Consider the following 24,382-nt stretch of genomic DNA (forward strand, 5'->3'; position numbering starts at 1 on the left):
TGCCCGAAAAGGGAAAACGCCCGGTTCGAATCGGGGCAGACGCTCTGAAACAGCGATTTGCATCTATGGTTTGAAAGAAAAAATCCGGGCCTGAAAAAGCCAGGAAACGGTATAGATGCGCCTGGCTTTTCGCCAGACGCATCTATACCGTTTCGTTAATATGGCGCAGTGGGAGGGATTCGAACCCTCGTGCCGCTTTTGACGACAACACGATTTCCAGTCGTGCTCGTTATGACCTCTTCGATACCACTGCAAATATTCAGTTCTGTGACGAACAGCATTACTTATTATAGCAAAAAAACTGTCCTTGTCAAGAAGTAATTCCTGCAAAACTCCGTTTTTTCGCACAGGCAGGCGGTAGAAGGACCAAGAGCCCCTCCACCGCCTGCTGTGATCCCTCAGTGCAGCATGGATGTGACAGTCACCAGCGCCGAGTCCAGTGTATTTCCCACCCGCTGCATGGCCTTGCCCACAACGGTTTTTCTGGGCTTCGGGTAGGGGCGCGCCGCCATATCCACCGCCGCGCCGGCTACCATGCCGACGCAGACGCCCCGCAGAAATGCGGTCATGTTCATTTTTACCTCACTCCTTTTCCGTACAGCACCAGTATCTCCCGCCGCCGCGAAAAAAACACGCGGTGTTTCTTGCCAAATCGCCCCAAAGCGCGGTATAATAATATTTAATGTATTTTTATTGCGGAAAAGGAGGACCCCTGTATGTCCGTTACCGATTTGCAGCAGCGCATCCGGCAGAAAAAGACGCCCCTGGCCCTGGGCCTGCGTCCGGAGCTGGAGAAGCTCAGTCCCAAAATTCTGAAAAACTTCACCGATATGTTCGGCCCGGGCAGCATGGCGGAGGCGGAAGCCCTGCGCTATCACGGCACCACCCTGCTGGACGCGGCGGCGGAGACGCTTCCCGCCGTGATGCTCCACGGCGCCAGCTACCTGCGCTGCGGCATGATGGGCGCGGACGTGCTGTCCAACCTCATCAGCGCCGCCCACGCCAAGGGTCTGTACGTCATTCTGGGTATCGGTGCGGAGGAGCCCGCCCTGTGGCAGGGCTACGGCGCCGACGCCATCACCGTGGATCCCTACATGGGCAGCGACTGCTGCGATGCCGGCGAGCAGGCGGTGTTCGCCCTGGTGCGTACCTGCAACAAGAGCGGCGGTGAGGTACAGCGTCTCATGGCCGGCGACCGGCCGCTGTATCTGGCGGTGGCAGATCAGATGGCCCGCCACGGTGCGTCGCTGGTGGTGGGCACCGGCTACCGGCTGGACATCCGCGATGTCCGGCGGCAGTGCCCCAAGTCCTTCCTGCTGCTGCCGGAGTGCGACGGCGAGAATGCCGTCCCCGCCTTCGATGAGTACGGCCACGGCGCCATGCTGGTGGACTTCGATCTGCAATACGCGGAGGAACCGGCGCAGGCCGTGCCTGCCGCCGCGCAGCTGCTGAAGCAGTGGGTGACAGTGGTATGACGAAGATCTATCTTATCCGCCACGCGGAGGCGGAGGGCAACCTCTACCGCATGGCTCACGGCCACTACAACGGCATGATCACCAACTACCGCGGCTATCAGCAGATCGATGCCCTGCGCCAGCGCTTTCAGGACGTGGACATTGACGCCGTGTATGCCAGCGACCTCTACCGTACCCAGATCACGTCCCGTGCCATCTGGCTGCCCAAGGCTCTGCCCCTGCATCTGGAGCCCGCCTTCCGCGAGATCCACATGGGCGTGTGGGAGAATCACACGTGGCACGAGCTGAACAAGGCATACCCCCAGGAGATGTACCACTTCAACCGCCGCGTGGACCTGTGGCACGTGGAGGGCGGTGAGACGGCGCAGGACGTGCTGGATCGCTATCTCCCTGCGCTGCACCGCGTGGGCGCCGCCCACGACGGCGGCACCGTGGCGGTGTTCTCCCACGGCGCGGCCCTGCGCATCGTGCTGGGCACATTGCAGGGCGTCCCCCTGTCCGGGATTGGCGAGACGCCCCATGGCGACAACACCGCCGTCTCCCTGCTGACCTGGGACAACGGTCAGCTCCGCGTGGAGTACCGCGATGACAACAGCCACCTGACGGAGCGCGGCCTGTCCACCTTCGCCAAACAAAGCTGGTGGCGCAGCAAAAACATGGTGGACCCCGGCGAGGATTATCTGCCCCTGCCGGAGGAGCTTCTTCCGCGCTTCCATGTGCCCGACGGCGGTGAGGCCGTGGGCATCCGCAGCGGCGAGACGTTCATCGGCGCGTATCAGCTGCTGCCGGACCGCGAGCCGGACGCCGTATGGCTGGGCTGGTACTGGCTGGACCCCGCCTTCCGCGGTACGGGCCGCGGCATCGCCCCCATGGGCCAGATCATCCGCGCCGGACGCCATCGGGACGTGGGCTTCCTGCGTCTTTCCTGCGGCGACGCGAAGCTGCGGCGGTTTTTCGCCCGTCTGGGCTTCTACCCCCTGAGCGGCGATGTGATGGAAAAGGACATCCGCCAGCAGCTGCCGCCCATCCCCCAGGCGTACCGTCCCTGAAAGGAGCTGTCCCATGACACGTGGCGAATATTTTTTACCTGTCAGCCGTGACGAGATGATCGACCGCGGCTGGTACTATTATGATTTTCTGGTGGTGACGGCGGACGGCTACATCGACCATCCCAGCTTCGGCTCCACCCTCATCGCCCGCCTGCTGGAGGCGGAGGGCTACCGCGTAGCCATTCTGGCCCAGCCGGACTGGCACTCGGCAGAGCCGTTCCGCGCCATGGGCAAGCCCCGCTACGGCGTGCTCATCGGCGGCGGCAATCTGGACTCCATGGTGGCTCACTACACCGTGGCCAAGCGCCGCCGCACCCGCGACCTGTACAGTCCCGGCGGCAAGCTGGGCTACCGTCCCGACCGCCCCACCATCGTCTATACCAACCGGGCGCGGGAGGCGTTCCCCGACACGCCCATCGTCATCGGCGGGCTGGAGGCGTCCCTGCGCCGCTTCGCCCACTACGACTACTGGGACGACAAGGTGCGCCGCAGCATTCTGTTTGACGCCCCCGCCGATCTGCTGGTCTACGGCATGGGAGAGAGCGCCACGGTGGAGATCGCCCGCCGCCTTTCCCGAAAGACGCCGGTGCGCGACATCACCGATGTGGCCGGCACGGCCTACATCGCCGCCGACGACAGCGGCTGCCGCTTCCACAAGGCCCCCTGCCCCTCCTATGAGGAGGTCTGCGCCGATAAAACGGCCTACGCCCGGGCCACCAAGATCGAGTATGACGAGCACGACCCCATCCGCGGCTCCGCCGTGCTCCAGCCCTGCGAGGGCCGATTGCTGGTGGTGAACCCGCCGGCCCGCCCCCTGCGGCGGGAGGAGCTGGACCGCCTGTTCGCCCTGCCCTACACGCGGGAGGTCCACCCCATGTACGCCGAGGGCATTCCCGCCATTGAGGAGGTACGTTTCTCCATCACCCACAACCGCGGCTGCTTCGGCGGCTGCAACTTCTGCGCTCTGGCCTTCCACCAGGGCCGCATGGTCACCAGCCGCTCTATCGAATCGGTGGTAGAGGAGGCCCGCCTCCTGACGGAGGATCCCCAGTTCAAGGGCTACATCCACGACGTGGGCGGCCCCAGCGCCAACTTCCGCCACACCAGCTGCCAGAAGCAGAAGAAGTGCGGCATGTGCAAAAATCGCAGCTGCCTTGCGCCGGAGCCCTGTCCCAATCTGGACGCCGACCACTCCGAGTACACGGAACTTCTGCGGAAGCTGCGGCAGCTCCCCGGAATAAAAAAGGTATTCGTCCGCTCCGGCATCCGCTATGACTACATGCTCCAGGACAAGAACAGGGACTTCTTCCTGGAGCTGGTGCAGCACCACATCTCCGGTCAGCTGAAGGTAGCGCCGGAGCACTGCGTCAGCTCCGTGCTGGACTACATGGGAAAGCCCCATTTCGACGTGTTCCTGAAGTTCTGGCGGCAGTATAAAAAGCTCAACGAGCAGGACGGCACGGAGCAGTATCTGGTGCCCTACCTGATGTCCAGCCACCCGGGCTGCACCCTGAACGACGCCGTGAAGCTGGCGGAGTTTCTCCACAAGAATGGCCGCACTCCCGAGCAGGTACAGGATTTCTACCCCACCCCGGGTACCCTCTCCACCTGTATGTACTATACCGGCATCGACCCGCGGGATATGTCACCGGTGTATGTGGCCCGCGACCCGAAGGACAAGGCCATGCAGCGTGCGCTGCTCCAGTGGTCCCGCCCCGAAAAGCGCGCTCTGGTGGTGGAGGCGCTGGAGGAGGCAGGCCGCACCGACCTCATCGGCTACGGTCCCGAGTGCCTGCTGCGCCCCCGCAAGGGCGAGCCCTACGGTCAGCCTCCCGCCAAGCCGGAGAAGCCGGAGCGCCAGCCCCGCCGCCCGCGGAAGGAGGTCTCCGGCAACCGCGGCCGCCGCGGTACGCCAGCAGCCCGTCAGCCGGTACAGAAGGGTAAAATGTCTGACCGGAAAAAGGCGGAATTTGCCAAAAAAAGGAAATCATGACCCGCTGGGGGCCTGCTATTGCCGCAGGCCCCCGGCCTTTTTTGGACATTTCACTGAAACTGGCCTTTTCTTCGGTAAAAAAGCAGAAATGTTTGGACAGTCCTGACGAAAAAATGCTTGTGTTATACCCGCTTTTTCATTATAATAAAAGTGAAGCGTCAAGATGGCTCCCCGCTGCGTGAAGATTCCGTTAAGGAATTGTATGCAATAGGGCGCCGCCGTGCCGCTCATGCCGTAAAAACGACGTAGCGGCACAAAATCCGGACCGTATGTGAAGGTGATAAGAGAATGGAAAAAAAGAAGAAAACAAGGTTCATCGTGGGGTGGCTGCTGATTACGGCGGCCCTGCTGGCCGGTTCTCTCCTGGTGCCCGGGCACGGGAAGTCGGAGTCGGTGCAGGAGGCCATGCGTGACGCAGTGCTCCACGGGACCAACCGCATCAGTCTGTTTGGGCTGAAAGACGTGAACCCCGCGTACATATCCTCTTTGGTAGTGGTGGGCGTGATCCTGCTGGCGGCGCTGCTGCTGCGGCTGTTTGCGATCCCCCGCTTCAAGATGGTCCCGGGGAAGCTGCAGCTGGCCGTGGAGACCGTGGTGGGGATGTTCGACGGCATGGCCAAGGACAACAGCCCCCACCGCAACAAGTTCCTGGGTGCCTACATCTTCGGCGCCGGTGTGTATATCTTCATCGGCACGCTGTTCGAGCTGTTCGGCTTCCAGGCCATTACCACCAACGGGCACATCATTGCCCTGCCGGCCCCGCTGTCCGATGTGAACGCAGCCATCTCCCTGGGCTGCCTGTCCTACGGCGGCATTCTGGTGGGCGGCATCGTGGCCAACGGCCTCAAGGGCGCGGGCAAGGCCCTGAAGGACTTCTCCCTGCCCATCTCCATGAGCTTCCGTATGTTCGGCGCGCTGCTCAGCGGTCTGCTGGTGACGGAGCTGGTCTACTACTATGTGACACTGAGCTATGTGATCCCCGTGGTCGTGGCGGTGCTGTTCACCCTGCTCCACGCGCTGATCCAGGCCTATGTGCTCACCACCCTGACCTCCATGTTCTACGGAGAGACCACGGAGAAGCACGCGCCCAAGCCCAAGAAAGCCAAAAAAGTCAAAGCTGAAACTGTAAATAACTGACGGAGGAAAGAGAGATCATGAAGAAACTGACCAATAAGAAGGCTGTTGCCCTGCTGCTGTGCCTGGTGCTGGCACTGACCGCACTGTTCACCGTGACCGCGTTTGCCGACACCGAGCCTGCCGCCGATGCCCCTGCCCAGACGGAGCAGACCACCGACAGCAGCGTTGACAGCGCCAAGGCCATGGCATCCGCCATCGCCATCGGCGTGGCCGCCGCCGGCGGCGCCATCGGCATGGGCATGGCCATCTCCAAGTCCGCTGAGGGCATTGCCCGCCAGCCGGAGGCCGAGGGCAAGATCCGCACCACCATGATGCTGGGCCTTGTGTTCCTGGAAACCGCCATCATCTACGCCCTGCTGGTGGTCATCCTTATCATCTTTGTGCTGTAAGAAACGGAGAGAGAAGCTATGAACATCCCTCTGAATATTGATTGGCAGCAGATCCTGCTGCACCTGTTCAACTTCTCCATTCTGGCGGGCGGACTGTACCTGCTGCTGTTCAAGCCGGTAAAGAACTTCATGGACAAGCGCGCCAAGCACTATGCCGACATGGAGTCCGCCGCCGTGGAGCGGGAGAAGAACACCGCCGCGCTGGAGGCATCCATGCAGCAGCGTCAGGCTGCGCTGGACGCGGAGCTGGACGAGAAGCGCGCCGCCGCCGCCCGGGAGGCCGAGACCTATGCCCATCAGCAGCGCGTCGCTGCCCATGAGCAGGCGGACAAGATCGTGGCTGCCGCCCGCGAGAACGCGGAGAACGACCGCAAAAAGATCGTGGACGAGGCCAACCGCGAGGCCGTGTCCATCGCCGAGGCCGCCATGGAGAAGCTGCTGGCGAAGGAGACTTCCCGCGCCTATGACGCGTTCGTGAACGCAGCCGAGGGGGTGGAGAAGCATGAGCACGAATGATGCCCGCCTGACCGCCAGACTGCTCAGCGCCTGCCCGCCTGACGCCGCGCAGAAGGCGAAGCTGGAGGACGTGCTGGCAAAGAGGTACGGCCGGCCGGTGGCGCTTTCGTGGCAGGAGGATAAGACCGTCTCCGGCGGCTTCCGCATCGAGATCGGCTCCGAGATCATCGACTGGACGGCGGAGGGTCGTCTGGGCCAGCTGAAGGAGCGCCTTGCCGCCCTGAAGACCGGCGGCCAGTCCGTTATCCCTCTGATCCGCGACACCGTGCGGGACTGGGTACCGGAAATCAGCGCCCGCGAGGTGGGCAGCGTCCTGTCCGTGGCGGACGGCATCGCCTACGTGGACGGTCTGGAAAACGCTGCCTACGGTGAAATTTTGCTCTTTGAGAGCGGCATCCGCGGCATGGTGCAGGAGCTGCGGGGCCACCGCATCGGCTGCATCCTGTTTGGCCGTGTGGAGGAGGTCAGCGAGGGCAGCGCCGTGTACCGCACCGGCCGTACCGCTGGCATCGGCGTGTCCGACGCCATGATCGGCCGCGTGGTGGACGCGCTGGGCGCGCCCATCGACGATGCCGGCGACATCCCCGTCGATGCCTACCGCATGATCGAAAGCCCCGCCCCCGGCATCATCGACCGCCAGCCGGTAAACACCCCCATGCAGACCGGCATTTTGTCCATCGACTCCATGTTCCCCATCGGACGGGGTCAGCGCGAGCTGATCATCGGCGACCGCCAGACCGGTAAGACGTCCATCGCCATCGACACCATCCTGAACCAGAAGGGGAAGGACATGATCTGCATCTACGTGGCCATCGGCCAGAAGGCCAGCTCCGTGGCGCAGATCGCGGAGATGCTGCGCAAGCACGACGCCATGGCGTACACCATCATCGTCTGCGCCAGCGCCGGTGAGTCCGCCTCCATGCAGTATATCGCGCCCTACGCCGGCGCGTCCATCGGCGAATACTTTATGAACAAGGGGAAGGACGTGCTCATCGTCTACGACGATCTTTCCAAGCACGCCATCGCCTACCGCGCACTGAGCCTTCTGCTGGGACGTTCTCCCGGCCGTGAGGCCTACCCCGGCGACGTGTTCTATCTGCACTCCCGCCTGCTGGAGCGCGCAGCGCGCCTCAGCGACGCACGGGGCGGCGGCAGCATGACCGCCCTGCCCATCGTGGAAACGCAGGCAGGCGACGTGTCCGCCTACATCCCCACCAATATCATCTCCATCACCGACGGCCAGATCTTTCTGGAGAGCAGCCTGTTCTTCTCCGGCCACCGCCCCGCCGTAAACGTAGGACTTTCCGTGTCCCGTGTGGGCGGCGCTGCCCAGACCAAGGCGATGAAAAAGGCGGTCGGTACCCTGCGCCTCGATCTGGCGCAATACCGCGAGATGGAGGTCTTTACCCAGTTCTCCAGCGATCTGGACGAGGAGACCAAGAACCAGCTGGCCTACGGCCAGAGCCTGATGTACATCCTGCGTCAGGGCCGGTGCAGCCCGCTGAGTCAGGCCCAGCAGATCGTCACGCTGGTGACGGCTATGGCCCGCATCTATCAGCAGGTGCCGGTGTCCCAGGTCTGCCCGCTGCGGGACTACATCCTGGGCGAGTTCGCCGCCGGACGCCCCCAGCTCATGCAGGAGCTGGAGCAGGGCGCGGCGCTGACCGACGAGGTGCGCCAGCAGATCGTGGACTTTGCAAAGACCGCGCTGGAAAAGTTCCGGCGCGCAGGCGGGCGGTGAGGCCATGGCCAGCACAAGTGAGATCCGCCGCCGCATCGGAAGCGTCCGGCAGACCCAGAAGATCACCCACGCCATGTACCTCATCTCCCAGGCCAAGCTGCGCAAGGCCAAGCAGGACCTGAGCAACACCCGTCCCTACTTCGACGCACTGCAGGCGGAGATCGGCCGCGTGTTCAACGCCGACGACACCGCGGAGAGCCGGTATCTCTGCGATGAGAACAGTAAGCCGCTGCCCGGCGTGGCCGCTTGCCTGCTCATCACGGCGGATAAGGGCCTTGCCGGCGCGTATAACCAGAACGCCATCCGTCAGGCCCAGCAGTTCCTGTCGGATCACGAGGGCGCGGTGCTGTATGTGGTGGGCGAGTACGGCCGCCGCTGGTTCACCCAGCGGGGCATCCCCATCGAAAAGAGCTTTCTCTACACCGCGCAGAACCCCACGCTGCGGCGCGCCCGCCAGATCGGCGAGCTGCTGCTGGAGCGGTACGACGCCGGTGAGATCAACGCTGTCCACATCATCTACACGGACATGAAAAACGGGCTGGAGGCTACGGTGCGTCAGGCACAGGTGCTGCCCCTGACGCGGGAGCACTTCTCCGCAGCCCAGGCCAGCACGGCGGGCGACCCCACCTTTGAGTATGTGCCCAGCCCCGCCGCGGTGCTGGACAACGCGGCGCGCAGCTGCCTCATCGGCTTCATTTACAGTGCGCTGGTGGACAGCTTCTGCAGCGAGCAGTCCGCCCGTATGACCGCCATGAACGCGGCGGACCAGAACGCGGAGGACCTGCTGAAGGACCTGTCCGTGCAGTACAATCGGGCGCGTCAGGCCGCCATCACCCAGGAGATCACCGAAGTCTCCGCCGGTGAGCGCGCCCAGCGCAGCAAGAAAGAAAAGGAGGGCTGACCTCAATGAAACAAGGAACCATCACGGGCATTTCCGGTCCCGTGATCGACGTATGCTTCCCCGAGGGGAGCCTGCCCGCCATCAATGAAGCGCTGACCGTGGAGGCAAACGGTACGCGCTACACCATGGAGGTGGAGCAGCATCTGGAGAACAAGACGGTGCGCTGCGTCATGATGGCCGGCAGTGACGGCCTCAGCCGGGGCCTGACCGTCACCGCCACCGGCCACGGCATCTCCGTGCCGGTGGGCGAAGCCACGCTGGGCCGCATGTTCAACGTACTGGGCGACCCCATCGACGGTGAAGCGCCGGTCAGCGCCGACGCGCCCCGCTGGGAGATCCACCGCCCCGCCCCCGGCTTTGCCCAGCAGATGCCCGCCGCCGACATTCTGGAAACGGGCATCAAGGTCATCGACCTCATCGAGCCGTATCCCAAGGGCGGCAAGATCGGCCTGTTCGGCGGCGCCGGCGTGGGCAAGACCGTCCTGATCCAGGAGCTGATCCACAATGTGGCCATGGAGCACGGCGGCTATTCCATCTTCACCGGCGTGGGCGAGCGCAGCCGCGAGGGCAACGACCTCTGGGGCGAGATGCGGGAGAGCGGCGTGTCCGACAAGACGGCGCTGGTGTTCGGTCAGATGAACGAATCCCCCGGCGTCCGTATGCGCGTGGCGCTGTCGGGTCTGACCATGGCGGAGTATTTCCGCGATGTGGAGCACAAGGACGTGCTGCTGTTCATCGACAACATCTTCCGCTTCGTGCAGGCGGGCAGCGAGGTCTCCACGCTGCTGGGCCGCATGCCCTCCGCCGTGGGCTACCAGCCTACTCTGGCCAGCGAGATGGGCGCTCTGCAGGAGCGTATCACCTCCACCAGAGACGGCTCCGTCACCTCCGTGCAGGCGGTGTACGTTCCCGCCGACGACCTGACCGACCCCGCCCCCGCCACCACGTTCTCTCATCTGGACGCCACCACCGTGCTGAGCCGTAAGATCGCGGAGCAGGGCATCTACCCCGCCGTGGACCCGTTGGAGTCCACCTCCCGCATTCTGGAGCCGGACATCGTGGGTGAGGAGCACTACAACATTGCCCGTGCCGTCCAGTCCACCCTGCAAAAGTACCGTGAGCTGCAGGATATCATCGCCATCTTGGGCATGGAGGAGCTCAGCGACGAGGACAAAAAGACCGTCGCCCGTGCCCGCCGCATCCAGCGCTTCCTGTCCCAGCCCTTCTACGTGGCGGAGAAGTTCAGCGGCGCCCCCGGCGTGTTCGTGCCCCTGCACGAGACGCTCCGCGGCTTTAAGGAGATCCTGTCCGGCAGCATGGACGAGTACCCCGAGGCGGCCTTCTTCAACGCCGGCACCATTGACGACGTGATCCGCAAGGCGGAGCAGATGAAGAAAGGCGGCATGTGATGGCAGCGCCGTTCCATCTGGATATTCTGGCGGCCAGCGTCCCGTTTTACCGGGGTGACTGCGTATCGCTGGTGCTGCCCACCACCGACGGCGAGTACGGTATTCTGGCCAACCACAGCAACGCCGTGGGCGCCGTCACCGCCGGTGAGCTGCGGTTCGAGACGGCGGAGGGAGAGCAGCGCCGCGCCGCCGTGGCCCCGGGCCTTTTCAAGGTGGAGAATGGCCGCGTGCTGCTGCTGGTGGACGCGGCCGAGCGTCCCGAGGACATTGACGTGAACCGCGCCCTCCGCGCCCGTGAGGAGGCGGAGGAGGAGCTGCGCCAGAAACGCAGCATGGCGGAATACCACCTGGCCCAGAGCCATCTGGCCCGCGCCATGAACCGTCTCCGCGTCAGCGGCCGCGGCTGAGAAACAGCAAAAAGCGAAAAAAGAACGTCCCCACCGGGGACGTTCTTTTTTCGCTTACAGCAGCCTGCCGATGCCCACAAACAGGCACCCCAGACCGAAAAACGCCGCGATCAGCAGCAGGACCACCGGCCAAAACCGTTTGCCCATCACCTGCGGGTCCATGAACGGGTAGGGGTAGCAGCGCTTCGTGTGGCCGATGGGCTTTCCCGTGGCCCCACGGGCCATACCGAAGGCAAAGTAGGCCAGCGGCAGCACCAGCCACCAGACGGCGTGGCCGATGGCGAGGCCGGACTTGTCCTGCCACAGCAGCCACTGCACCACCGTCAGCCACGGCACAGCGTAATGGACACACAGGTTGCCGAAGCTGCTGAATCCGATGTCTGACAGCGCCTTGCCGCCCTTTTTCGCCGATGGCACCAGCACCCACTGGTAGATGAGGTGGGTCACGAAGATGCACAGCGTCATGCTCAGGGCCACACCGGCGGAGCTGAGCCACCGGAACACGCCGCACTGTGGATCGTGGCCGCTGACCCCCAGCGTCAGCTGGTACACCGCCAGCAGCAGGTTGCTGAGGTTGGTGTAAAAGACGAAAAATCCAGGCCGGATATGGCTCGTCACCGGCAGCGTGGAGTGAAAATACAGTCCCACCAGTCCCAGCAGGCCCAGAAACAGCGCGGACAGCCGCAGCATCATTCCGCCCTCAGCTCCTTCAGCCGTCCGATCTCACGGGCGTAGCCCGCCAGATCGTTGGGCGTTTCCAGAATAAAGGGCAGGTCCCGCAGGGCGGGGTGATTGATGATGCGGCCAAAGGCCGCCTCCCCCAGATAGCCCTCGCCGATGCGGGCGTGGCGGTCCTTGTGGGCGCCCAGCGGGTTCATGCTGTCGTTGATGTGGACGGCCTTCAGCCGCTCCAGCCCGATAACGCGGTCGAACTCCGTCAGCACGCCGTCGATGTCGCCCGCGATGTCGTACCCCGCGTCGGAGATGTGGCAGGTGTCCATGCACACGCCCATCTGGGTATTCAGCGCCACGCGGTCCAGTATCTCCCGCAGCTCCTCGAACCGGCCGCCCACCTCGGAGCCCTTGCCCGACATGGTCTCCAGCAGCACCGTGGTGTGCTGCTCCGGCTTCAGGATGGCGTTCAGCGTCTCGGCGATCTGGCTGACGCCCACCTCCATGCCCTGCTCCGTGTGGCTGCCCGGGTGGAAGTTGTAGTAGTTGCCGGGGAGATATTCCATCCGCTTCAGGTCGTCCGCCAGCGTCATGCGGGCGAATTCGCGGGTGCGCTCCGTTTTGGAGCAGGGGTTGATGGTGTAGGGCGCGTGGGCCACCAGACGGCCGAAGCCGTTGGCCTGCGCCAGTGCCAGAAACGCCGCCGCGTCGTCGGGGTCAATGGCTTTCGCTTTACTGCCCCGGGGATTGCGGGTAAAGAACTGGAACGTGTTGGCGCCGATGGACAGCGCCGTTTTCCCCATGGCCAGAAAGCCCTCCGAGGCGGACAGATGACAGCCGATGGTCAGCATAGTTTTTCTCCTTTCACAGGGCCAGCGTCCGGACGTCCGCCCTGCCGTTTTCAATGGTAAGGATGCCGCAGGTGGGGTGCAGCGGGTCTCCGGCGGCCCCGGGGTTCAGCACCAGCAGGGCCCCGTCGTTGTCCACCAGAGGCCGGTGGGTGTGGCCGAACAGCAGCACCTGCGCGCCGCACTCACGTGCCGCCCAGACAGCCCGCATCACGTCGGACTTCACGCCCCGCGTGTGGCCGTGGAGCATCAGGATGCGCACGCCGCCCAGCTCGATGAGCCGCTCCGGCTGGTCGCAGCTGCCGTAGTCGCAGTTCCCGGGCACGCCCTCCATGGGCAGCATGGGAAACGCCTGCCGCAGCTTCTCCAGATCCCGCTGGCAGTCGCCCAGATGCAGTACATAGCTGGGGTGTACCTGCTCTACCGCTTGTATCAGTTTGTTCACTTTCCCATGGGAGTCGGATACCACCAAAACATTCATAGGCCCCTCACACTTGATGTAATGAAGGGTATTTTACCACAAAGCGGTTGAAAAAACAATTTATTTCCCGTATGATTAGGGCAGTTGAGAGGAGGTGTTGTCATGACCGGAGGTGTGGTGGAGCTGGACCTGCACGGCATGAATACCTATCAGGCCCAGATCGCGGTGGATGCGGCCCTGCGCCGCGCCGGAAACGGCACGTACCGCCTGCGGCTGATCCACGGCTATCGCGGCGGCACGGCCATTCGGGACATGCTGTGGCTGACCTACGGGCGGCGCAGCCAGGTGAAGCGCATGGTCAGCGTCAGCGAGGGCGTCACGGAGCTGGTGCTGCGGGAATACTATTGAGAAACGATCTCCGTGAAAGAGGTGTAAAGGTATGAAGCTTGCACAGATACAGATGCGCGTGGGCCCTGACAAGGCGGCGAACCTGCGCCACGCGGAGGCCCTGCTGTCCCGGGCAGCGGATGCGGACATGGCGGTGCTGCCGGAAATGTTCTGCTGTCCCTACGACAACGCCTGCTTCCGCGCCTACGGCGAGCCGGAGGGCGGGCCGGCCTATCAGATGCTGTCCCGCGCCGCAGCGGCCCACGGCCTGTGGGTGGTGGGCGGCTCTCTGCCGGAGCTGGACGGCGATAAGGTGTACAACACCAGCTATGTGTTCGATCCCACGGGCCTCTGCGTGGCCCGTCACCGAAAGATGCACCTTTTCGACATCGACGTGGCCGGCGGTCAGCGATTTCGCGAGTCCGACACCCTGTCGGCAGGAAATGAGATCACGGTGTTTGACACGCCCTGGGGCAAAATGGGGCTGTGCATCTGCTTTGACCTGCGGTTTCAGGAGCTGGCACAGCTGATGGTGCTGGAGGGCGCACAGGTACTGCTGGTACCGGCGGCCTTTAATATGACCACCGGCCCCGCCCACTGGGAACTGCTGTTCCGGCAGCGCGCGGTGGACGGACAGCTGTTCACCGCAGGCACTTCACCGGCGCGGGACGAGACGGCATCCTATGTGGCCTGGGGCCACTCCATCGTCTGCGACCCCTGGGGCACGGTGCTGCACCAGTGCGGCGCCGGTGAGCAGGTGGTGGTGACGGAGCTGGATATGAGCCGTGTGTCCGCCATACGGGAACAGCTGCCCATTCTTTCAGCGCGCCGGACGGACGTGTACGGTGTCCGAAAAAAGTGATTGCCACGGGGGCATCAGACGGTGTATAATCGCAAAAAACATGAGGCGGGAGGACGTTCATGATGAAGAAGAATTATAAAGAGATGACAAAGCCTGAGCGGCAGGCGGAATACGCGGCTGTCAAGGCGGAATTCGAGGGGGCGAAGGCCCTTCATCTGGAATTGAACATGGCGCGGGGCAAGCCCAGCCGCCAGCAGCTGGACATGGTGACGCCCATGCTGCAGGTGCTGACCCAGCCGGAGCAGTTTGTATCCGACGGGGTGGAGACCCGCAACTACGGCGAGGTGGCGGGTATTCCCGCGGCGCGGAAGCTGTTCGCCGACATCCTGGGCTGCAAGCCGGAGCAGGTGTTCGTGGGCGGCAATGCCAGCCTGCAGCTGATGTACGATGCCATCTCCAAGGCGTTCACCCACGGCCTGCTCCACAGCGAGAAGCCCTGGGCCAAACTGGATACGGTGAAGTGGATCTGCCCCGTCCCCGGCTACGACCGGCACTTTAAGGTGACGGGCAGCTTCGGTGTGGAGATGATCAACGTGCCCATGACCGACCAGGGTCCCGACATGGACATGGTGGAGGAGCTTATCAAGGATCCCGCCGTGAAGGGTATGTGGAACGTGCCCAAGTACTCCAATCCCGAGGGCGTGGTGTACTCTGATGAGACCATCCGCCGTCTGGCAGCCATGAAACCCGCCGCACCGGACTTTATGCTGATGTGGGACAACGCCTACTGCATCCACGAGTTCGACTGTGACTTTGTACCGTTCTCCGATATCATCGGCCTGTGCGCCCAGTACGGCAACGCCGACATGGTGTATGAGTTCGCGTCCACCAGCAAGGTGACGTTCCCCGGCGCGGGCGTGGCGGTGATGGCGGCCAGCGAGGCCAACATCCAGTATTTCTCCAAGCTCATCAACATCCAGACCATCGGCTATGACAAGGTGAACCAGCTGCGGCACGTGCTGTACCTGCAGGATCGGGAGCACACTCTGGCGCTGATGAAGCGGCACGCGGCGGTGTTGGCGCCCAAGTTCCACGCGGTGCTGAACGCGCTGGACAGTGAGATCGCGCCCCGTGGCATCGCGGACTACAAGCGGCCGGTGGGCGGCTACTTTATCAGCGTGGACACCATGCACGGGTGCGCCAAGCGCACGCTGGAGCTGTGCAGGGAGGCGGGTATCACCATGACCGGTGCGGGGGCCACGTTCCCCTACGGCAAGGACCCCAACGACAGCAACATCCGCATTGCGCCGTCCCTGCCGCCGGTGGCGGAGCTGGAGCAGGCCATCGCGGTGTTCTGCATCTGCCTGCGCCTGGCGGCGCTGGAAAAGCTGGGCGTGTAAGAATCTGACTGTGTAACTGTGTATAAGATTGAAGAGCGCTGCGGCATGGCTGCAGCGCTCTTCAATCTGTCAAAAACCTGCCCGGTCACAAGTATCGGAGGGAAGGATAGTGTGAAAGGGAACCGTTAGGGTTCCCTTTCGCGTTCAATCACCCGCCGCAGCGGCCAAAATCGCAAAACAAAATACTGTTTTTTATTTTGCGATTTTGCTGGCAGCTTGTCAGAAAAGTCCGAACGGACTTTTTTGACAAGCTGAAGAGCGCTGCGGCATGGCCGCAGCGCTCTTATATTTTGTTGTTTTGTCAGGGACGATTTCCCGCGCCTTTGCCTCCGGCGGAGGCTGCGATCTGAGCAAGCGGCGAAACAAGCGGGGACGGGTAGGCCTGACCCCTTTTGCAATCCCTTTATTCCAGTGCGTCGTGGCTTTCGAACACGTCGTGGATGGAGCCGCAGCGGTCAGCGGTGGGCGGCGTCTCCGCCGGCGCAGCGCCCTTTGCCATTTGCAGCTCCTGCCACTTCTCCCGGGTGATGAGGAGCTGTCGGGGCTTGGAGCCCTCGAAGGGTCCGACATAGCCCCGCTCCTCCATCTGATCCACCAGCCGGGCGGCACGGGAGTAGCCCAGCTTCAGACGCCGCTGGAGCATGGACACGGAGGCCTGCCCCGTCTCCAGCACCACCTCCACGGCGGCGGGCAGCAGCTCGTCGCCGTCCTCGCCATCGGCAGGCGCATCGGATGCGGCGCCCTTGCCCTTGTCGGACTTGGCGTCCACCGCCTGCTGGATCTTCTCGATGACATCCTGATCGTAATGGGCCTCGCCGGCGGTGTCCTTGACAAAGGCCACCACACGCTCGATCTCCTCCGGTGTGATGAAGCAGCCCTGTACGCGGGTGGGTTTGCTGTCGCCCAGCGGGGAGTAAAGCATATCACCTTTACCTACCAGCTTTTCCGCGCCGGGGGTATCCAGAATGATGCGGGACTCCATGGAGCTGGCCACGGCGAAGGCGATGCGGCTGGGAATATTGGCCTTCATCAGGCCGGTGATGACATCGGCGGAGGGACGCTGGGTGGCCACCACCAGATGCATGCCGGCGGCACGGCCCATCTGGGCCACGCGGCAGATGGACTCCTCCACCTCCTTGGCAGCCACCAGCATCAAATCGGCCAGCTCATCGATGACCACCACCACCGTGGGCAGCTTCTTCACGTCCTCGTCCGTCTCGGACAGGGCGTTGTAGCCCGCCAGGTCCTTGACGCCCTTTTCGGAGAACATCTTGTAGCGCTTCATCATCTCGAACACCGCCCACTGCAAAGCGCCCGCGGCCTTCTTGGGGTCCGTGACCACAGGGATCAGCAGGTGGGGGATGCCGTTGTAAGGCGCCAGCTCCACCATCTTGGGGTCCACCATAATGAAGCGCACCTCGTCGGGGGTGGACTTGTAGAGGATGCTGACGATCAGGGAGTTGGTACACACGGACTTGCCGGAGCCGGTGGTACCGGCGATCAGCACGTGGGGCAGGCGGGCAATATTGCCCACGATGTTATTGCCGCCAATGTCCTTACCCACGGCGAAGGCCACGGGGGACGGGTGGCGGGTAAACTCCCGGGACTCGATAACATCGCGGATACGGACGGCGGTAACGGTGCGGTTGGGCACCTCGATGCCCACCACGGAGATCTTGTTGGGCACCGGCGCCACACGGACGCCGCTGGCGCCCAGTGCCAGAGCGATATCGTCGGACAGGTTGGTGATCTTGCTGAGCTTCACACCCTGCTCCAGAGTGAACTCGTAGCGGGTGACACTGGGTCCGTGGACCACGTCGCCCGCGGTGGCGTCCACGCCGAAGGAACGCAGGGCGTCCGCCAGACGGCGGGAGTTGTTGCGCAGCTCCGCGCCCACCTCGGTGCAGTTGTCGGTGTGATTCTCCTCCAGCAGGGTGATGGGCGGGTAGCGGTAGATCTCCTCGCCCTGGGCCAGCTCCTGCTCGATGGCCTGTCCCACTTCCTGGGCGGCAGATTCCACCTCCTGCTGAACCTGAGCCTTCTTTCTCTTCTCGGACACCGGCTCCTTCACCGCTGCGGCCTCCTGTACTGCGGGAGCGGCAGGAGCTGTCGATGCCGCAGGGGCTGCCGGTGCGGCGGGGACGGCGGGCGCGGCAGCGGCGCGGTCCAGCACCTCGTCCGGCGTCCGGACGGCGGCACTGCGGCGGGGGAAGAAGTCCTTCTTCTCGCCGCTCTCCATGGCGGAGGGCGCGCCGTCCAGCGGGATATCGATGTTCACCCGCTTTTTGGCGGGCTTCTCTTTCACAGGCTTCTCCGGTACAGGCGCTTTCCGCGGAGCCGCAGGCTCGAAGCCCTCCAGATCGTCCTCGTCCTCCTCGTCCTCCCAGCGGCTGCTGCGGTACTCCTTCATTTTATCCACGGCCTGCTGCGGCGTCATGTGCAGCGCGCCCAGCAGCGCCGCCACCAGCAGCACCACGAACACCACCACAGACACCACCTTGCTCAGCAGCGCCTCGCTGCCCAGTGCCAGGCCGCCGGCCACCACGCCGCCGCAGGTCAGGGTCTGTCCGTCCTTCCACAGCTGGGGCAGCAGGCCGCTGCCCAGCTCATAGGCCGTGCGGCACAGCAGCAGGTGGCACAGCATTCCCGACAGCAACGGCACCAGCAGGGTGCAGGTGGTGCGCAGGATCACGGGGCGGCCCTGATGCCGCAGCTGGATCACCGCCACGGCCAGCAGCGCCGGCGCCGCCAGAAAATACCCGTACCCCAGCGTGCCCTTCAGCACCTTGGCGATAAACGTCAGGAGCAGGGCGTCCACCTGAAAATAGCTGACCAGTACGCACAGTGCCAGCAGCAGGCAGACCACGCCGCCGACGAGCCGCGCCAGTCCGTTATAGGCGGGCGGCTCCGGCTTGGGCGGCGCCTTTTTCTTTTTTGTGGTCTTCTTTTGCGTCGATGCCATAGTTTTCCTCACTTCATCTCACTTGACGGCCTGCAGCACCAGCGTCAGGATACCCACCGCCCAGCAGTAGTAGGCGAACGCGCCGAAGCGGCCCTTGTCCGCCACGTATTTCAACAGGCGGATGCACAGATACCCCGATACGGCGGCGGTGACGACGCCCAGCAGGTACATGGGCACCTCCGCCGTGTTGATGCCGGCCTTCGCCGCATCGCTCAGGGACAGGATGTTGGCGCCCAGCACCGCAGGGATGCTCAGCAGGAACGAGAACCGCACGGCGAACCTGCGCTCGTAGCCCACGAAGCAGCCGGCGGTGATGGTCATGCCGGAGCGGGACACGCCGGGCAGCGTGGCCACCGCCTGGCCCACGCCCACCAGCAGGGCGTCCAGCCACGTGGCGCTGCGCTCGGTCTTGCGGCCCTTGCGGACCCGATCGCACAGGAACAGCAGAAAACCGGTGACGATCAGCGCCGCGCCCACGAATACCATATTATCAGCAAGGCCCTGCACGCTTTTTCGGATGGGCAGCACCGCGAACAGCGGCAGCGTGCCCACGATGATGAGCAGGATCAGCCGCCGCGCCGGCGGTACCGGCGACGGTGTGGAGCGATGGGCCAAGTCGCCGATGCCGCGGAAGAACTCCACCACCATGTCGCAGATGTCCTTCCAATAGGCGGCGAACACCGCGATCAGCGTACCCAGATGGAGCAGTACGTCGAAAAATTCCGGCACGCTGCCCGCGCCCTCCAGGCCCAGCAGGTTCTGTGCGATAGCCAGATGGCCGGAGCTGGAGATGGGCAGGAACTCCGCCACGCCCTGTACCAGTCCCAGCAGGAATGATGTTACGTATGTCATAACCACACCTCACGTGTTTTTTTCAAATACTTTTCGTTATATATTGTCGCAATTATCCCATTTGTTGTCGGAACGTTTACCATAACAAGGATACTATACCATAGATATGGGGAAAATGCCACTGGAATTTGACATCCGTCGCCCGCGGAGGATAAGAGTTTCCTATTATGCTATTTTTTTAGGCAAAGCAACGCTATTGACGAAATTCACAAAAATACGATGGACAATTTCTACGGCTTGACCGTTGTGAGAAACCTGCTTTTATGATATCCTGATGCAAATAACGCAGAGGGCCATCCCTGCGGTATACCGGATAGTCAACAGGGGAGGCCGCAGGGGCTTCCCCTGCCTGCATATTCCGAGAAAGGCGGTGAGTGAACTGTACCGTGAAAAAATAGAGAGTCTTCAGGCGGAGGAGAGCCGTCTGCTGGCGCAGAAGGCTGCGGCGCAAAGCGCGGCGGCGGAGACGGTGCGGCAGGCGGAAAAGGACGGCGCCGCGCTGGTATCCCAGGCCCAGGAGGCGGCGCGCCGTGCCGCGGCCGACGCCCTGCGTCAGGCGGAAGCCCAGGCCGAGGCGGAGCGGCAGGCCATGCTGGATCGCACCGAGAAGGACTGCGAGGCCCTGCGTGCCGCGGCTATGGCGCGGATGGACGACGCCGTGGACTACCTGCTGGAAAAGGTGGTGAAGCGGTAGATGGCCATTGTCAAAATGAAGCATTTGCAGGTGCTGGCGCTGGAGCGTGACCACGATGCCATACTCCGCCGTCTCCAGCACATGGGCTGTCTGGAGATCAGCGAGCCGGATATACAGGCGCTTCCCGACACTCTGCGCCGGTGCGATACTGCGGCAGCGGACCTGCTGGCCCGCCAACGGCAGCTGCAATCGGCCATAGACATCCTGCGCCGCACCGCGCCGCCCCAGAAAACGGGTCTGCTGACACCGCGTCCCCGCATCTCCGAGCGGGAATATCTGGATGAAGCGGCGCTGGCATCAGAGCTGGAAACGGCCCAGCACATCAATGAACTGGCGGCGGACGTAAACCGCCTCACCGCCAAGGAGACCCAGCTCCGCAGCGAGCAGGCCGCCCTGACACCCTGGCGGAGCCTGGATATCCCGCTGGAGCTGACGGAGACGCGATGGTGCGACATCACCACCGGCACGCTGCCCCCCTTCGCCGTATGGGAGGAGATACAGGGCACGCTGAGCCAACAGGTGCCGGAATCGGAGGCATACCTGCTGTACGCCGACCGGCAGCAGCAGGGCATCCTGCTGCTGACCCACAAGGCCGTGACGGCTCAGGCGCTGGAGCTGCTGCGCAGCTTCGGTTTCTCCGGCGGGCAGCTCAAGGGCCGCCATGGTACGCCGGAGGAAAACCTGACGGCGCTGGCGGACAGTCTGCGTCAGACCGCCGCGGAAAAGGACGCCGCCCTGCAGGAGCTGGCCGGCTTAGGCGGGAAGCTCCCCGACATGCAGTTGTGCAGCGACCGGCTGAACTCCCGTCTCATGCGGGAGGAGAACCGGAAACGGCTGATGACCGATGGCTGCATCGTGGCCTTTGACGGCTGGGTGCCGGCGGAGAAGCTGCCGCAGCTGACGGCGTGGCTGGACACGCTGGACTGTGCCTACGACCTCAGCGACCCCACGCCGGAGGAGATCCCCGACGTGCCGGTGGCGCTGAAGGGCAATATCCTGACCCGCTCCATGAACTGCATCACGGAGCAGTACTCCATGCCCGCCTACGACGGTGTGGACCCCAACCCCGTGATGGCACCGTTCTTCATCTTCTTCTTTGGCATGATGATGGCGGACATGGGCTACGGCCTGCTGATGATCGTCGGCTCCCTGCTGTTCCTGAAGAAAAAGCGGCCCGATGATCGCAGCTTTATGGAGATGATCTTCTGGTGCGGCATCATGACGTTCATCTTTGGTGCGCTGACCGGCGGCTTCTTCGGGGATTTCATCCCCCAGCTGTGCAAGCTCATCGATCCCGCCAGCACCTTCACCATGCCGGCACTGTTCGACCCGCTGAACGACACCATGGCCATCATGGTGGGCTCGCTGGTGCTGGGCGGCATCCAGGTGTTCACCGGCATGACCGTCAGCGTGGTGGAGAAATGCAGGAGCGGGCATTTTTTGGACGCGCTCTTTGATGAGATCACGTGGTGGATCATCCTGGCCGGCGGGGCCATGGCCATTCTGGGCGTGGGCAGCGTCGGCGGCGTGCCGGTGGTGCTGTGCGTTGGCGGACTGATGCTGCTGTACGGCGCGGGCCGCGGCAAGAAGGGCTTCGGCAAGGTCACAGGCGTGGTGGCTGCCGTGTATAACGGCGTCACCGGCTTTTTCAGCGATATCCTGTCCTACGTGCGGCTGATGGCGCTGATGCTGTCCGGCGCGGTGCTGGCCCAGGTGTTCAACATGCTGGGCGCCACTACCGGAAACATCGTGCTGTTCGTCATCATCGCGCTGGTGGGCAACGCGCTGAACCTGGCGCTGAATCTGCTGGGCTGCTATGTCCACGATATGCGCCTGCAATTTCTGGAATTCTTCGGACGTTTTTATAAGGACGGCGGCAAGGCCTTCCGTCCCCTGCGCATGCAGGCCAATCATGTAGAGATCATAAAGGAGGAACACGTACAATGAGTATTCTTGAATCCATCGGCGGACTGGGTTTCGCCATCCTGGGTGCGGCGCTGACCGCCGGCCTGTGCTGCATCGGCTCCGCCAAGGGCACCGGTATGGTGGGTGAAGCCGCCGCCGGCCTCACCAGCGAGGACCCCGACAAGTCCACCAAGTGCCTGATTTTGCAGGTGCTGCCCGGTACTCAGGGCCTGTACGGCTTTGTGGCCCTGTTCCTGGTGCTGGGCCAGGTGGGCGTACTCAGCGGCAGCGCCGTGGACATCACCCTGACCCAGGGTCTGTCCTTCTTCGCCGCCTGCCTTCCCATCATGCTGGGCGGCTGGCTCAGCGCCATTTTCCAGGGCCGCGTGGCCGCCGCCTCCGTCAACATCGTGGCCAAGCGTCCCGAGGCCGCTACCAAGGGCATCATCTACTGCGGCATCGTGGAGTTCTACGCCATTTTGTCTCTGGTGGCCACCATCATGATCTCCCTGAACATCCTGAAGTAAGGTGGGTACCGTTATGAACGGACTGGAAAAGATCGTGGCCCGCATGGAGGCGGATACCAGGGCGGAGTGCGATGCACTGACCGCCAGCGCCGCCGAGAACGCCGCTGCCATCCTGCGGGACTGCCGGGCCCAGGCGGACGCTGTGGCCCGCGACAGCCGCCAGCGGGCGGAGGCTCAGGCGGCGGAGCATCTGGAGCACCTCAACGGCAGCAGCCAGCTGGCCTGCCGCCAGAAGGTTCTGGCCGCCAAGCAGCAGCTGATCGATGAGGCCTTCGCAGGCGCCGCCCAGCGGCTGTCAAGTCTGCCGCAGGCGGAGTACATTGACCTGCTGGCCGCGCTGGCCGCCGAGAATGGCAGCGGCGACGAGGAGCTGCTGCTGTCCGCCAAGGACCGCGAGGCCGTGGGTCCCGCAGTGGTGAAGGCCGCCAACGCCAGAAAGGCCGGCGCCGCCTTCCGTCTGTCGGAGGAGACCCGCGAGACCGGCGGCGGACTGGTGCTGCGGCGGGGCCGCGTGGAGCTGAACTGCAGCTTCACCGAAAAGCTCCGCCAGCTGCGGCAGGAGGAATCCTCCGCCGTGGCCAGGCTGCTATTTGACTGAGAGGGGGCGTCCCTTTGACAAAACCCAGAAAGGACACGGACTACCTGTTCCTCTCCGCCCGCATCCGGAGCCTGGAGAAGGACCTGCTGACCTCCCAGCGGCTGGAACAGCTGCTGCAATCCCCGTCGGTGGAGAACTGCTCCCAGCTGCTGAGCGATCTGGGGTACGCCCCCATCCGCGACGAGGCCTCGCTGCAGAGCAGCCTGAAGCGGCAGCGGGAGGCGGTGTTCGCCGAGCTGGAGCGGTTCATGCCGGAAAAGCAGCTGCTGGACGTGTTCCGCATCAAGTATGATTACCACAACATCAAGGTATTGCTGAAAGCGCCGGAGGGGGCGGAGCGCCTGCTGATGGACGCGGGCACCATCCCCGTTTCGGAGCTCCAGCGCAAATACGCCGACAGCGGGAACTGGCAGTTCCTGCCCCGCGATATGGCAGAGGCCGCCGGAAAGGCCGCCGCCCTGCTGGCGGAGACCGGCAGCGCCCAGCGCAGCGACTGTCTGCTGGACCGTGCCTGCTTCCAGAAGCTGCGGCAGCTGGCGGAGGAAAGCCGCTGCGTCTACCTCCAGACCTATGTCCGCGCCATGATAGACGCCGCCAACCTGCGTGCGCTGGTACGGGCGGAGCGGATGCACATGGATCCCGGCTTTTTGCAGGAGGTGCTGTTCGAGGGCGGCAGCGTGACCCCCGACGCCATCCGCGCCGGTGCGTCCGAGCCCGCCGCCCTGTTCCGCAGCACCGCTCTCCGTGAGGCCGCGGAGCTGGGCGAGGTTGCCGTCAAGGGCGGCAGCCTGACGGACTTCGAAAAGGCCTGTGACAACGCGGTGCTGCGCACCGCCGCAGGCGCCAGACGGGTGCCCTTCGGCGTGGAGGTGGCGCTGGGCTACCTCATCGCCAAGGAGGCGGAGTGGACGGCCGTGCGTATCGTCATGGCCGGACGGCTGGCGGGGCTCAGCGCCGACGCCATACGGGAAAGGCTGCGTGACACATATGTATAAGATCGCTGTATTGGGTGACCGCGACAGCGTCCTGGGCTTTCGGGCTCTGGGGCTGGACGTGTTCTTCGCCGATGACGCAGAGACGGCGCGGAAAACCCTGCACCGTCTGGCGCAGGAGAGCTACGCCGTCATCTACGTGACGGAGCAGCTGGCCCAGAGCATGGCGGCGGAGATCGCCCGCTATCAGAATGACATGCTGCCCGCTGTCATCCTCATCCCCGGCAAGGGCGGGGCGCTGGGCCTTGCGGACCGTGCGCTGCATGCAGCCGTGGAACGCGCCGTAGGCGCGGATATTTCCTGAA

Annotated in this window: 25 protein-coding genes and 1 tRNA gene; 19 read left to right on the top strand and 7 right to left on the bottom strand. The window is 63.8% G+C overall.

The annotated features are described in order from the left end of the window. Window positions 1-161 precede the first annotated feature (161 nt). Window positions 162-253: transfer RNA gene (locus ACZM22_RS07485), tRNA-Ser, on the bottom strand. Between the two features lie 145 nt (window positions 254-398). Further along, window positions 399-575, bottom strand: a complete 177-nt coding sequence (locus ACZM22_RS07490; RefSeq protein ID WP_483267903.1) for a hypothetical protein — start codon at window positions 573-575, stop codon at window positions 399-401. Between the two features lie 141 nt (window positions 576-716). Here ACZM22_RS07490 and ACZM22_RS07495 point away from each other — a divergent pair, with 141 nt between their 5' ends. The 10 genes from ACZM22_RS07495 (at window position 717) to atpC (ending at window position 11,017) form a co-directional block, all read left to right on the top strand. Continuing rightward, window positions 717-1,475 (top strand): beta/alpha barrel domain-containing protein, encoded by a 759-nt coding sequence (locus tag ACZM22_RS07495; RefSeq protein WP_483267904.1) that lies wholly within the window; start codon window positions 717-719, stop codon window positions 1,473-1,475. Continuing rightward, window positions 1,472-2,524, top strand: coding sequence for a GNAT family N-acetyltransferase (locus ACZM22_RS07500; protein ID WP_489543622.1), 1,053 nt, complete (start codon window positions 1,472-1,474; stop codon window positions 2,522-2,524). The genes ACZM22_RS07495 and ACZM22_RS07500 overlap by 4 nt, the downstream gene beginning before the upstream one ends. Window positions 2,525-2,537: 13 nt before the next feature. After that, complete coding sequence (locus ACZM22_RS07505; RefSeq protein WP_489543623.1) at window positions 2,538-4,517, top strand: YgiQ family radical SAM protein; 1,980 nt, start codon at window positions 2,538-2,540, stop codon at window positions 4,515-4,517. A gap of 288 nt (window positions 4,518-4,805) precedes the next feature. Next, complete coding sequence (locus tag ACZM22_RS07510) at window positions 4,806-5,654, top strand: F0F1 ATP synthase subunit A (RefSeq protein ID WP_489543624.1); 849 nt, start codon at window positions 4,806-4,808, stop codon at window positions 5,652-5,654. 17 nt (window positions 5,655-5,671) lie between these two features. After that, window positions 5,672-6,043 carry an ATP synthase F0 subunit C gene (gene atpE / locus ACZM22_RS07515; RefSeq protein WP_483273400.1) on the top strand — a complete coding sequence of 124 codons (372 nt, stop codon included), beginning with the start codon at window positions 5,672-5,674 and terminating at the stop codon, window positions 6,041-6,043. Between the two features lie 18 nt (window positions 6,044-6,061). Next, window positions 6,062-6,559: a F0F1 ATP synthase subunit B gene (locus ACZM22_RS07520; RefSeq protein ID WP_489543625.1), complete on the top strand. Its 498-nt coding sequence runs from the start codon at window positions 6,062-6,064 to the stop codon at window positions 6,557-6,559. Beyond that, window positions 6,546-8,300, top strand: coding sequence for a F0F1 ATP synthase subunit alpha (gene atpA / locus ACZM22_RS07525; protein WP_489543626.1), 1,755 nt, complete (start codon window positions 6,546-6,548; stop codon window positions 8,298-8,300). The genes ACZM22_RS07520 and atpA overlap by 14 nt, the downstream gene beginning before the upstream one ends. Window positions 8,301-8,304: 4 nt before the next feature. After that, window positions 8,305-9,201: an ATP synthase F1 subunit gamma gene (gene atpG / locus ACZM22_RS07530; protein WP_489543627.1), complete on the top strand. Its 897-nt coding sequence runs from the start codon at window positions 8,305-8,307 to the stop codon at window positions 9,199-9,201. A 5-nt stretch (window positions 9,202-9,206) separates the two neighbouring features. Then, the gene (atpD, locus tag ACZM22_RS07535) at window positions 9,207-10,610 is read left to right on the top strand and encodes a F0F1 ATP synthase subunit beta (RefSeq protein ID WP_489543628.1); all 1,404 of its coding nucleotides are present in this window, start codon (window positions 9,207-9,209) and stop codon (window positions 10,608-10,610) included. Continuing rightward, entirely contained in the window at window positions 10,610-11,017 is a 408-nt protein-coding gene (atpC, locus tag ACZM22_RS07540) for an ATP synthase F1 subunit epsilon (RefSeq protein ID WP_489543629.1), read from the top strand. The genes atpD and atpC overlap by 1 nt, the downstream gene beginning before the upstream one ends. A 54-nt stretch (window positions 11,018-11,071) precedes the next feature. Here the strand turns inward: atpC and ACZM22_RS07545 are convergent, their stop codons facing one another. From ACZM22_RS07545 to ACZM22_RS07555, 3 genes are read right to left on the bottom strand one after another with little or no spacing between them, the layout of a single operon-like run. Next, window positions 11,072-11,710, bottom strand: a complete 639-nt coding sequence (locus ACZM22_RS07545; RefSeq protein WP_489543630.1) for a Pr6Pr family membrane protein — start codon at window positions 11,708-11,710, stop codon at window positions 11,072-11,074. Continuing rightward, window positions 11,707-12,540: a deoxyribonuclease IV gene (locus ACZM22_RS07550; RefSeq protein WP_489543631.1), complete on the bottom strand. Its 834-nt coding sequence runs from the start codon at window positions 12,538-12,540 to the stop codon at window positions 11,707-11,709. The genes ACZM22_RS07545 and ACZM22_RS07550 overlap by 4 nt, the downstream gene beginning before the upstream one ends. A 13-nt stretch (window positions 12,541-12,553) precedes the next feature. Further along, window positions 12,554-13,018 carry a metallophosphoesterase family protein gene (locus tag ACZM22_RS07555; RefSeq protein WP_489543632.1) on the bottom strand — a complete coding sequence of 155 codons (465 nt, stop codon included), beginning with the start codon at window positions 13,016-13,018 and terminating at the stop codon, window positions 12,554-12,556. Between the two features lie 102 nt (window positions 13,019-13,120). On the opposite strand from ACZM22_RS07555, the gene ACZM22_RS07560 reads away from it, so the two are divergent. Genes ACZM22_RS07560 through ACZM22_RS07570 form a run of 3 tightly spaced genes read left to right on the top strand, consistent with a single transcriptional unit; the run spans window position 13,121 to window position 15,547 of the window. Further along, window positions 13,121-13,366: a Smr/MutS family protein gene (locus ACZM22_RS07560; RefSeq protein ID WP_483268734.1), complete on the top strand. Its 246-nt coding sequence runs from the start codon at window positions 13,121-13,123 to the stop codon at window positions 13,364-13,366. Between the two features lie 31 nt (window positions 13,367-13,397). Beyond that, window positions 13,398-14,207, top strand: coding sequence for a carbon-nitrogen hydrolase family protein (locus tag ACZM22_RS07565; RefSeq protein WP_489543633.1), 810 nt, complete (start codon window positions 13,398-13,400; stop codon window positions 14,205-14,207). A gap of 59 nt (window positions 14,208-14,266) precedes the next feature. After that, on the top strand, window positions 14,267-15,547 hold the full coding sequence (locus tag ACZM22_RS07570; protein WP_483268736.1) for an aspartate aminotransferase type Ic: 1,281 nt from the start codon (window positions 14,267-14,269) through the stop codon (window positions 15,545-15,547). Window positions 15,548-15,950: 403 nt separating this feature from the next. On the opposite strand, the gene ACZM22_RS07575 is transcribed toward ACZM22_RS07570, so the two are convergent. Both ACZM22_RS07575 and ACZM22_RS07580 read right to left on the bottom strand, forming a co-directional pair. After that, window positions 15,951-18,509: a DNA translocase FtsK gene (locus ACZM22_RS07575; RefSeq protein ID WP_489543634.1), complete on the bottom strand. Its 2,559-nt coding sequence runs from the start codon at window positions 18,507-18,509 to the stop codon at window positions 15,951-15,953. Between the two features lie 18 nt (window positions 18,510-18,527). After that, complete coding sequence (locus tag ACZM22_RS07580) at window positions 18,528-19,361, bottom strand: undecaprenyl-diphosphate phosphatase (RefSeq protein WP_483268738.1); 834 nt, start codon at window positions 19,359-19,361, stop codon at window positions 18,528-18,530. Between the two features lie 370 nt (window positions 19,362-19,731). Here ACZM22_RS07580 and ACZM22_RS07585 point away from each other — a divergent pair, with 370 nt between their 5' ends. From ACZM22_RS07585 to ACZM22_RS07610, 6 genes are read left to right on the top strand one after another with little or no spacing between them, the layout of a single operon-like run. Beyond that, complete coding sequence (locus ACZM22_RS07585; RefSeq protein ID WP_484438246.1) at window positions 19,732-20,055, top strand: hypothetical protein; 324 nt, start codon at window positions 19,732-19,734, stop codon at window positions 20,053-20,055. Beyond that, the gene (locus ACZM22_RS07590; RefSeq protein WP_489543635.1) at window positions 20,056-22,002 is read left to right on the top strand and encodes a V-type ATP synthase subunit I; all 1,947 of its coding nucleotides are present in this window, start codon (window positions 20,056-20,058) and stop codon (window positions 22,000-22,002) included. Continuing rightward, window positions 21,999-22,487, top strand: coding sequence for a V-type ATP synthase subunit K (locus ACZM22_RS07595; RefSeq protein WP_483268741.1), 489 nt, complete (start codon window positions 21,999-22,001; stop codon window positions 22,485-22,487). Before ACZM22_RS07590 ends, ACZM22_RS07595 begins: the two co-directional genes overlap by 4 nt. Window positions 22,488-22,500: 13 nt before the next feature. Next, on the top strand, window positions 22,501-23,085 hold the full coding sequence (locus ACZM22_RS07600; protein WP_483268742.1) for a V-type ATP synthase subunit E: 585 nt from the start codon (window positions 22,501-22,503) through the stop codon (window positions 23,083-23,085). A 14-nt stretch (window positions 23,086-23,099) separates the two neighbouring features. Then, window positions 23,100-24,080: a V-type ATPase subunit gene (locus ACZM22_RS07605; protein WP_489543636.1), complete on the top strand. Its 981-nt coding sequence runs from the start codon at window positions 23,100-23,102 to the stop codon at window positions 24,078-24,080. Continuing rightward, window positions 24,073-24,381, top strand: coding sequence for a V-type ATP synthase subunit F (locus tag ACZM22_RS07610; RefSeq protein WP_489543637.1), 309 nt, complete (start codon window positions 24,073-24,075; stop codon window positions 24,379-24,381). The genes ACZM22_RS07605 and ACZM22_RS07610 overlap by 8 nt, the downstream gene beginning before the upstream one ends. Window position 24,382 lies beyond the last annotated feature (1 nt).

The organism is Vescimonas sp. (assembly GCF_057856985.1).

Bases quoted from the DNA above. Each gene is read 5' to 3' on its own strand.
- ACZM22_RS07570 (WP_483268736.1), top strand. From the start codon at position 14,267: ATGATGAAGAAGAATTATAAAGAGATGACAAAGCCTGAGCGGCAGGCG.
- atpE (WP_483273400.1), top strand. From the start codon at position 5,672: ATGAAGAAACTGACCAATAAGAAGGCTGTTGCCCTGCTGCTGTGCCTG.
- ACZM22_RS07500 (WP_489543622.1), top strand. From the start codon at position 1,472: ATGACGAAGATCTATCTTATCCGCCACGCGGAGGCGGAGGGCAACCTC.
- ACZM22_RS07495 (WP_483267904.1), top strand. From the start codon at position 717: ATGTCCGTTACCGATTTGCAGCAGCGCATCCGGCAGAAAAAGACGCCC.
- ACZM22_RS07595 (WP_483268741.1), top strand. From the start codon at position 21,999: ATGAGTATTCTTGAATCCATCGGCGGACTGGGTTTCGCCATCCTGGGT.
- atpA (WP_489543626.1), top strand. From the start codon at position 6,546: ATGAGCACGAATGATGCCCGCCTGACCGCCAGACTGCTCAGCGCCTGC.
- ACZM22_RS07545 (WP_489543630.1), bottom strand. From the start codon at position 11,710: ATGATGCTGCGGCTGTCCGCGCTGTTTCTGGGCCTGCTGGGACTGGTG.
- ACZM22_RS07560 (WP_483268734.1), top strand. From the start codon at position 13,121: ATGACCGGAGGTGTGGTGGAGCTGGACCTGCACGGCATGAATACCTAT.
- ACZM22_RS07590 (WP_489543635.1), top strand. From the start codon at position 20,056: ATGGCCATTGTCAAAATGAAGCATTTGCAGGTGCTGGCGCTGGAGCGT.
- ACZM22_RS07510 (WP_489543624.1), top strand. From the start codon at position 4,806: ATGGAAAAAAAGAAGAAAACAAGGTTCATCGTGGGGTGGCTGCTGATT.
- ACZM22_RS07520 (WP_489543625.1), top strand. From the start codon at position 6,062: ATGAACATCCCTCTGAATATTGATTGGCAGCAGATCCTGCTGCACCTG.
- atpC (WP_489543629.1), top strand. From the start codon at position 10,610: ATGGCAGCGCCGTTCCATCTGGATATTCTGGCGGCCAGCGTCCCGTTT.
- ACZM22_RS07575 (WP_489543634.1), bottom strand. From the start codon at position 18,509: ATGGCATCGACGCAAAAGAAGACCACAAAAAAGAAAAAGGCGCCGCCC.
- ACZM22_RS07490 (WP_483267903.1), bottom strand. From the start codon at position 575: ATGAACATGACCGCATTTCTGCGGGGCGTCTGCGTCGGCATGGTAGCC.
- ACZM22_RS07505 (WP_489543623.1), top strand. From the start codon at position 2,538: ATGACACGTGGCGAATATTTTTTACCTGTCAGCCGTGACGAGATGATC.
- atpD (WP_489543628.1), top strand. From the start codon at position 9,207: ATGAAACAAGGAACCATCACGGGCATTTCCGGTCCCGTGATCGACGTA.
- ACZM22_RS07565 (WP_489543633.1), top strand. From the start codon at position 13,398: ATGAAGCTTGCACAGATACAGATGCGCGTGGGCCCTGACAAGGCGGCG.
- ACZM22_RS07555 (WP_489543632.1), bottom strand. From the start codon at position 13,018: ATGAATGTTTTGGTGGTATCCGACTCCCATGGGAAAGTGAACAAACTG.
- ACZM22_RS07610 (WP_489543637.1), top strand. From the start codon at position 24,073: ATGTATAAGATCGCTGTATTGGGTGACCGCGACAGCGTCCTGGGCTTT.
- ACZM22_RS07600 (WP_483268742.1), top strand. From the start codon at position 22,501: ATGAACGGACTGGAAAAGATCGTGGCCCGCATGGAGGCGGATACCAGG.
- ACZM22_RS07550 (WP_489543631.1), bottom strand. From the start codon at position 12,540: ATGCTGACCATCGGCTGTCATCTGTCCGCCTCGGAGGGCTTTCTGGCC.
- atpG (WP_489543627.1), top strand. From the start codon at position 8,305: ATGGCCAGCACAAGTGAGATCCGCCGCCGCATCGGAAGCGTCCGGCAG.
- ACZM22_RS07580 (WP_483268738.1), bottom strand. From the start codon at position 19,361: ATGACATACGTAACATCATTCCTGCTGGGACTGGTACAGGGCGTGGCG.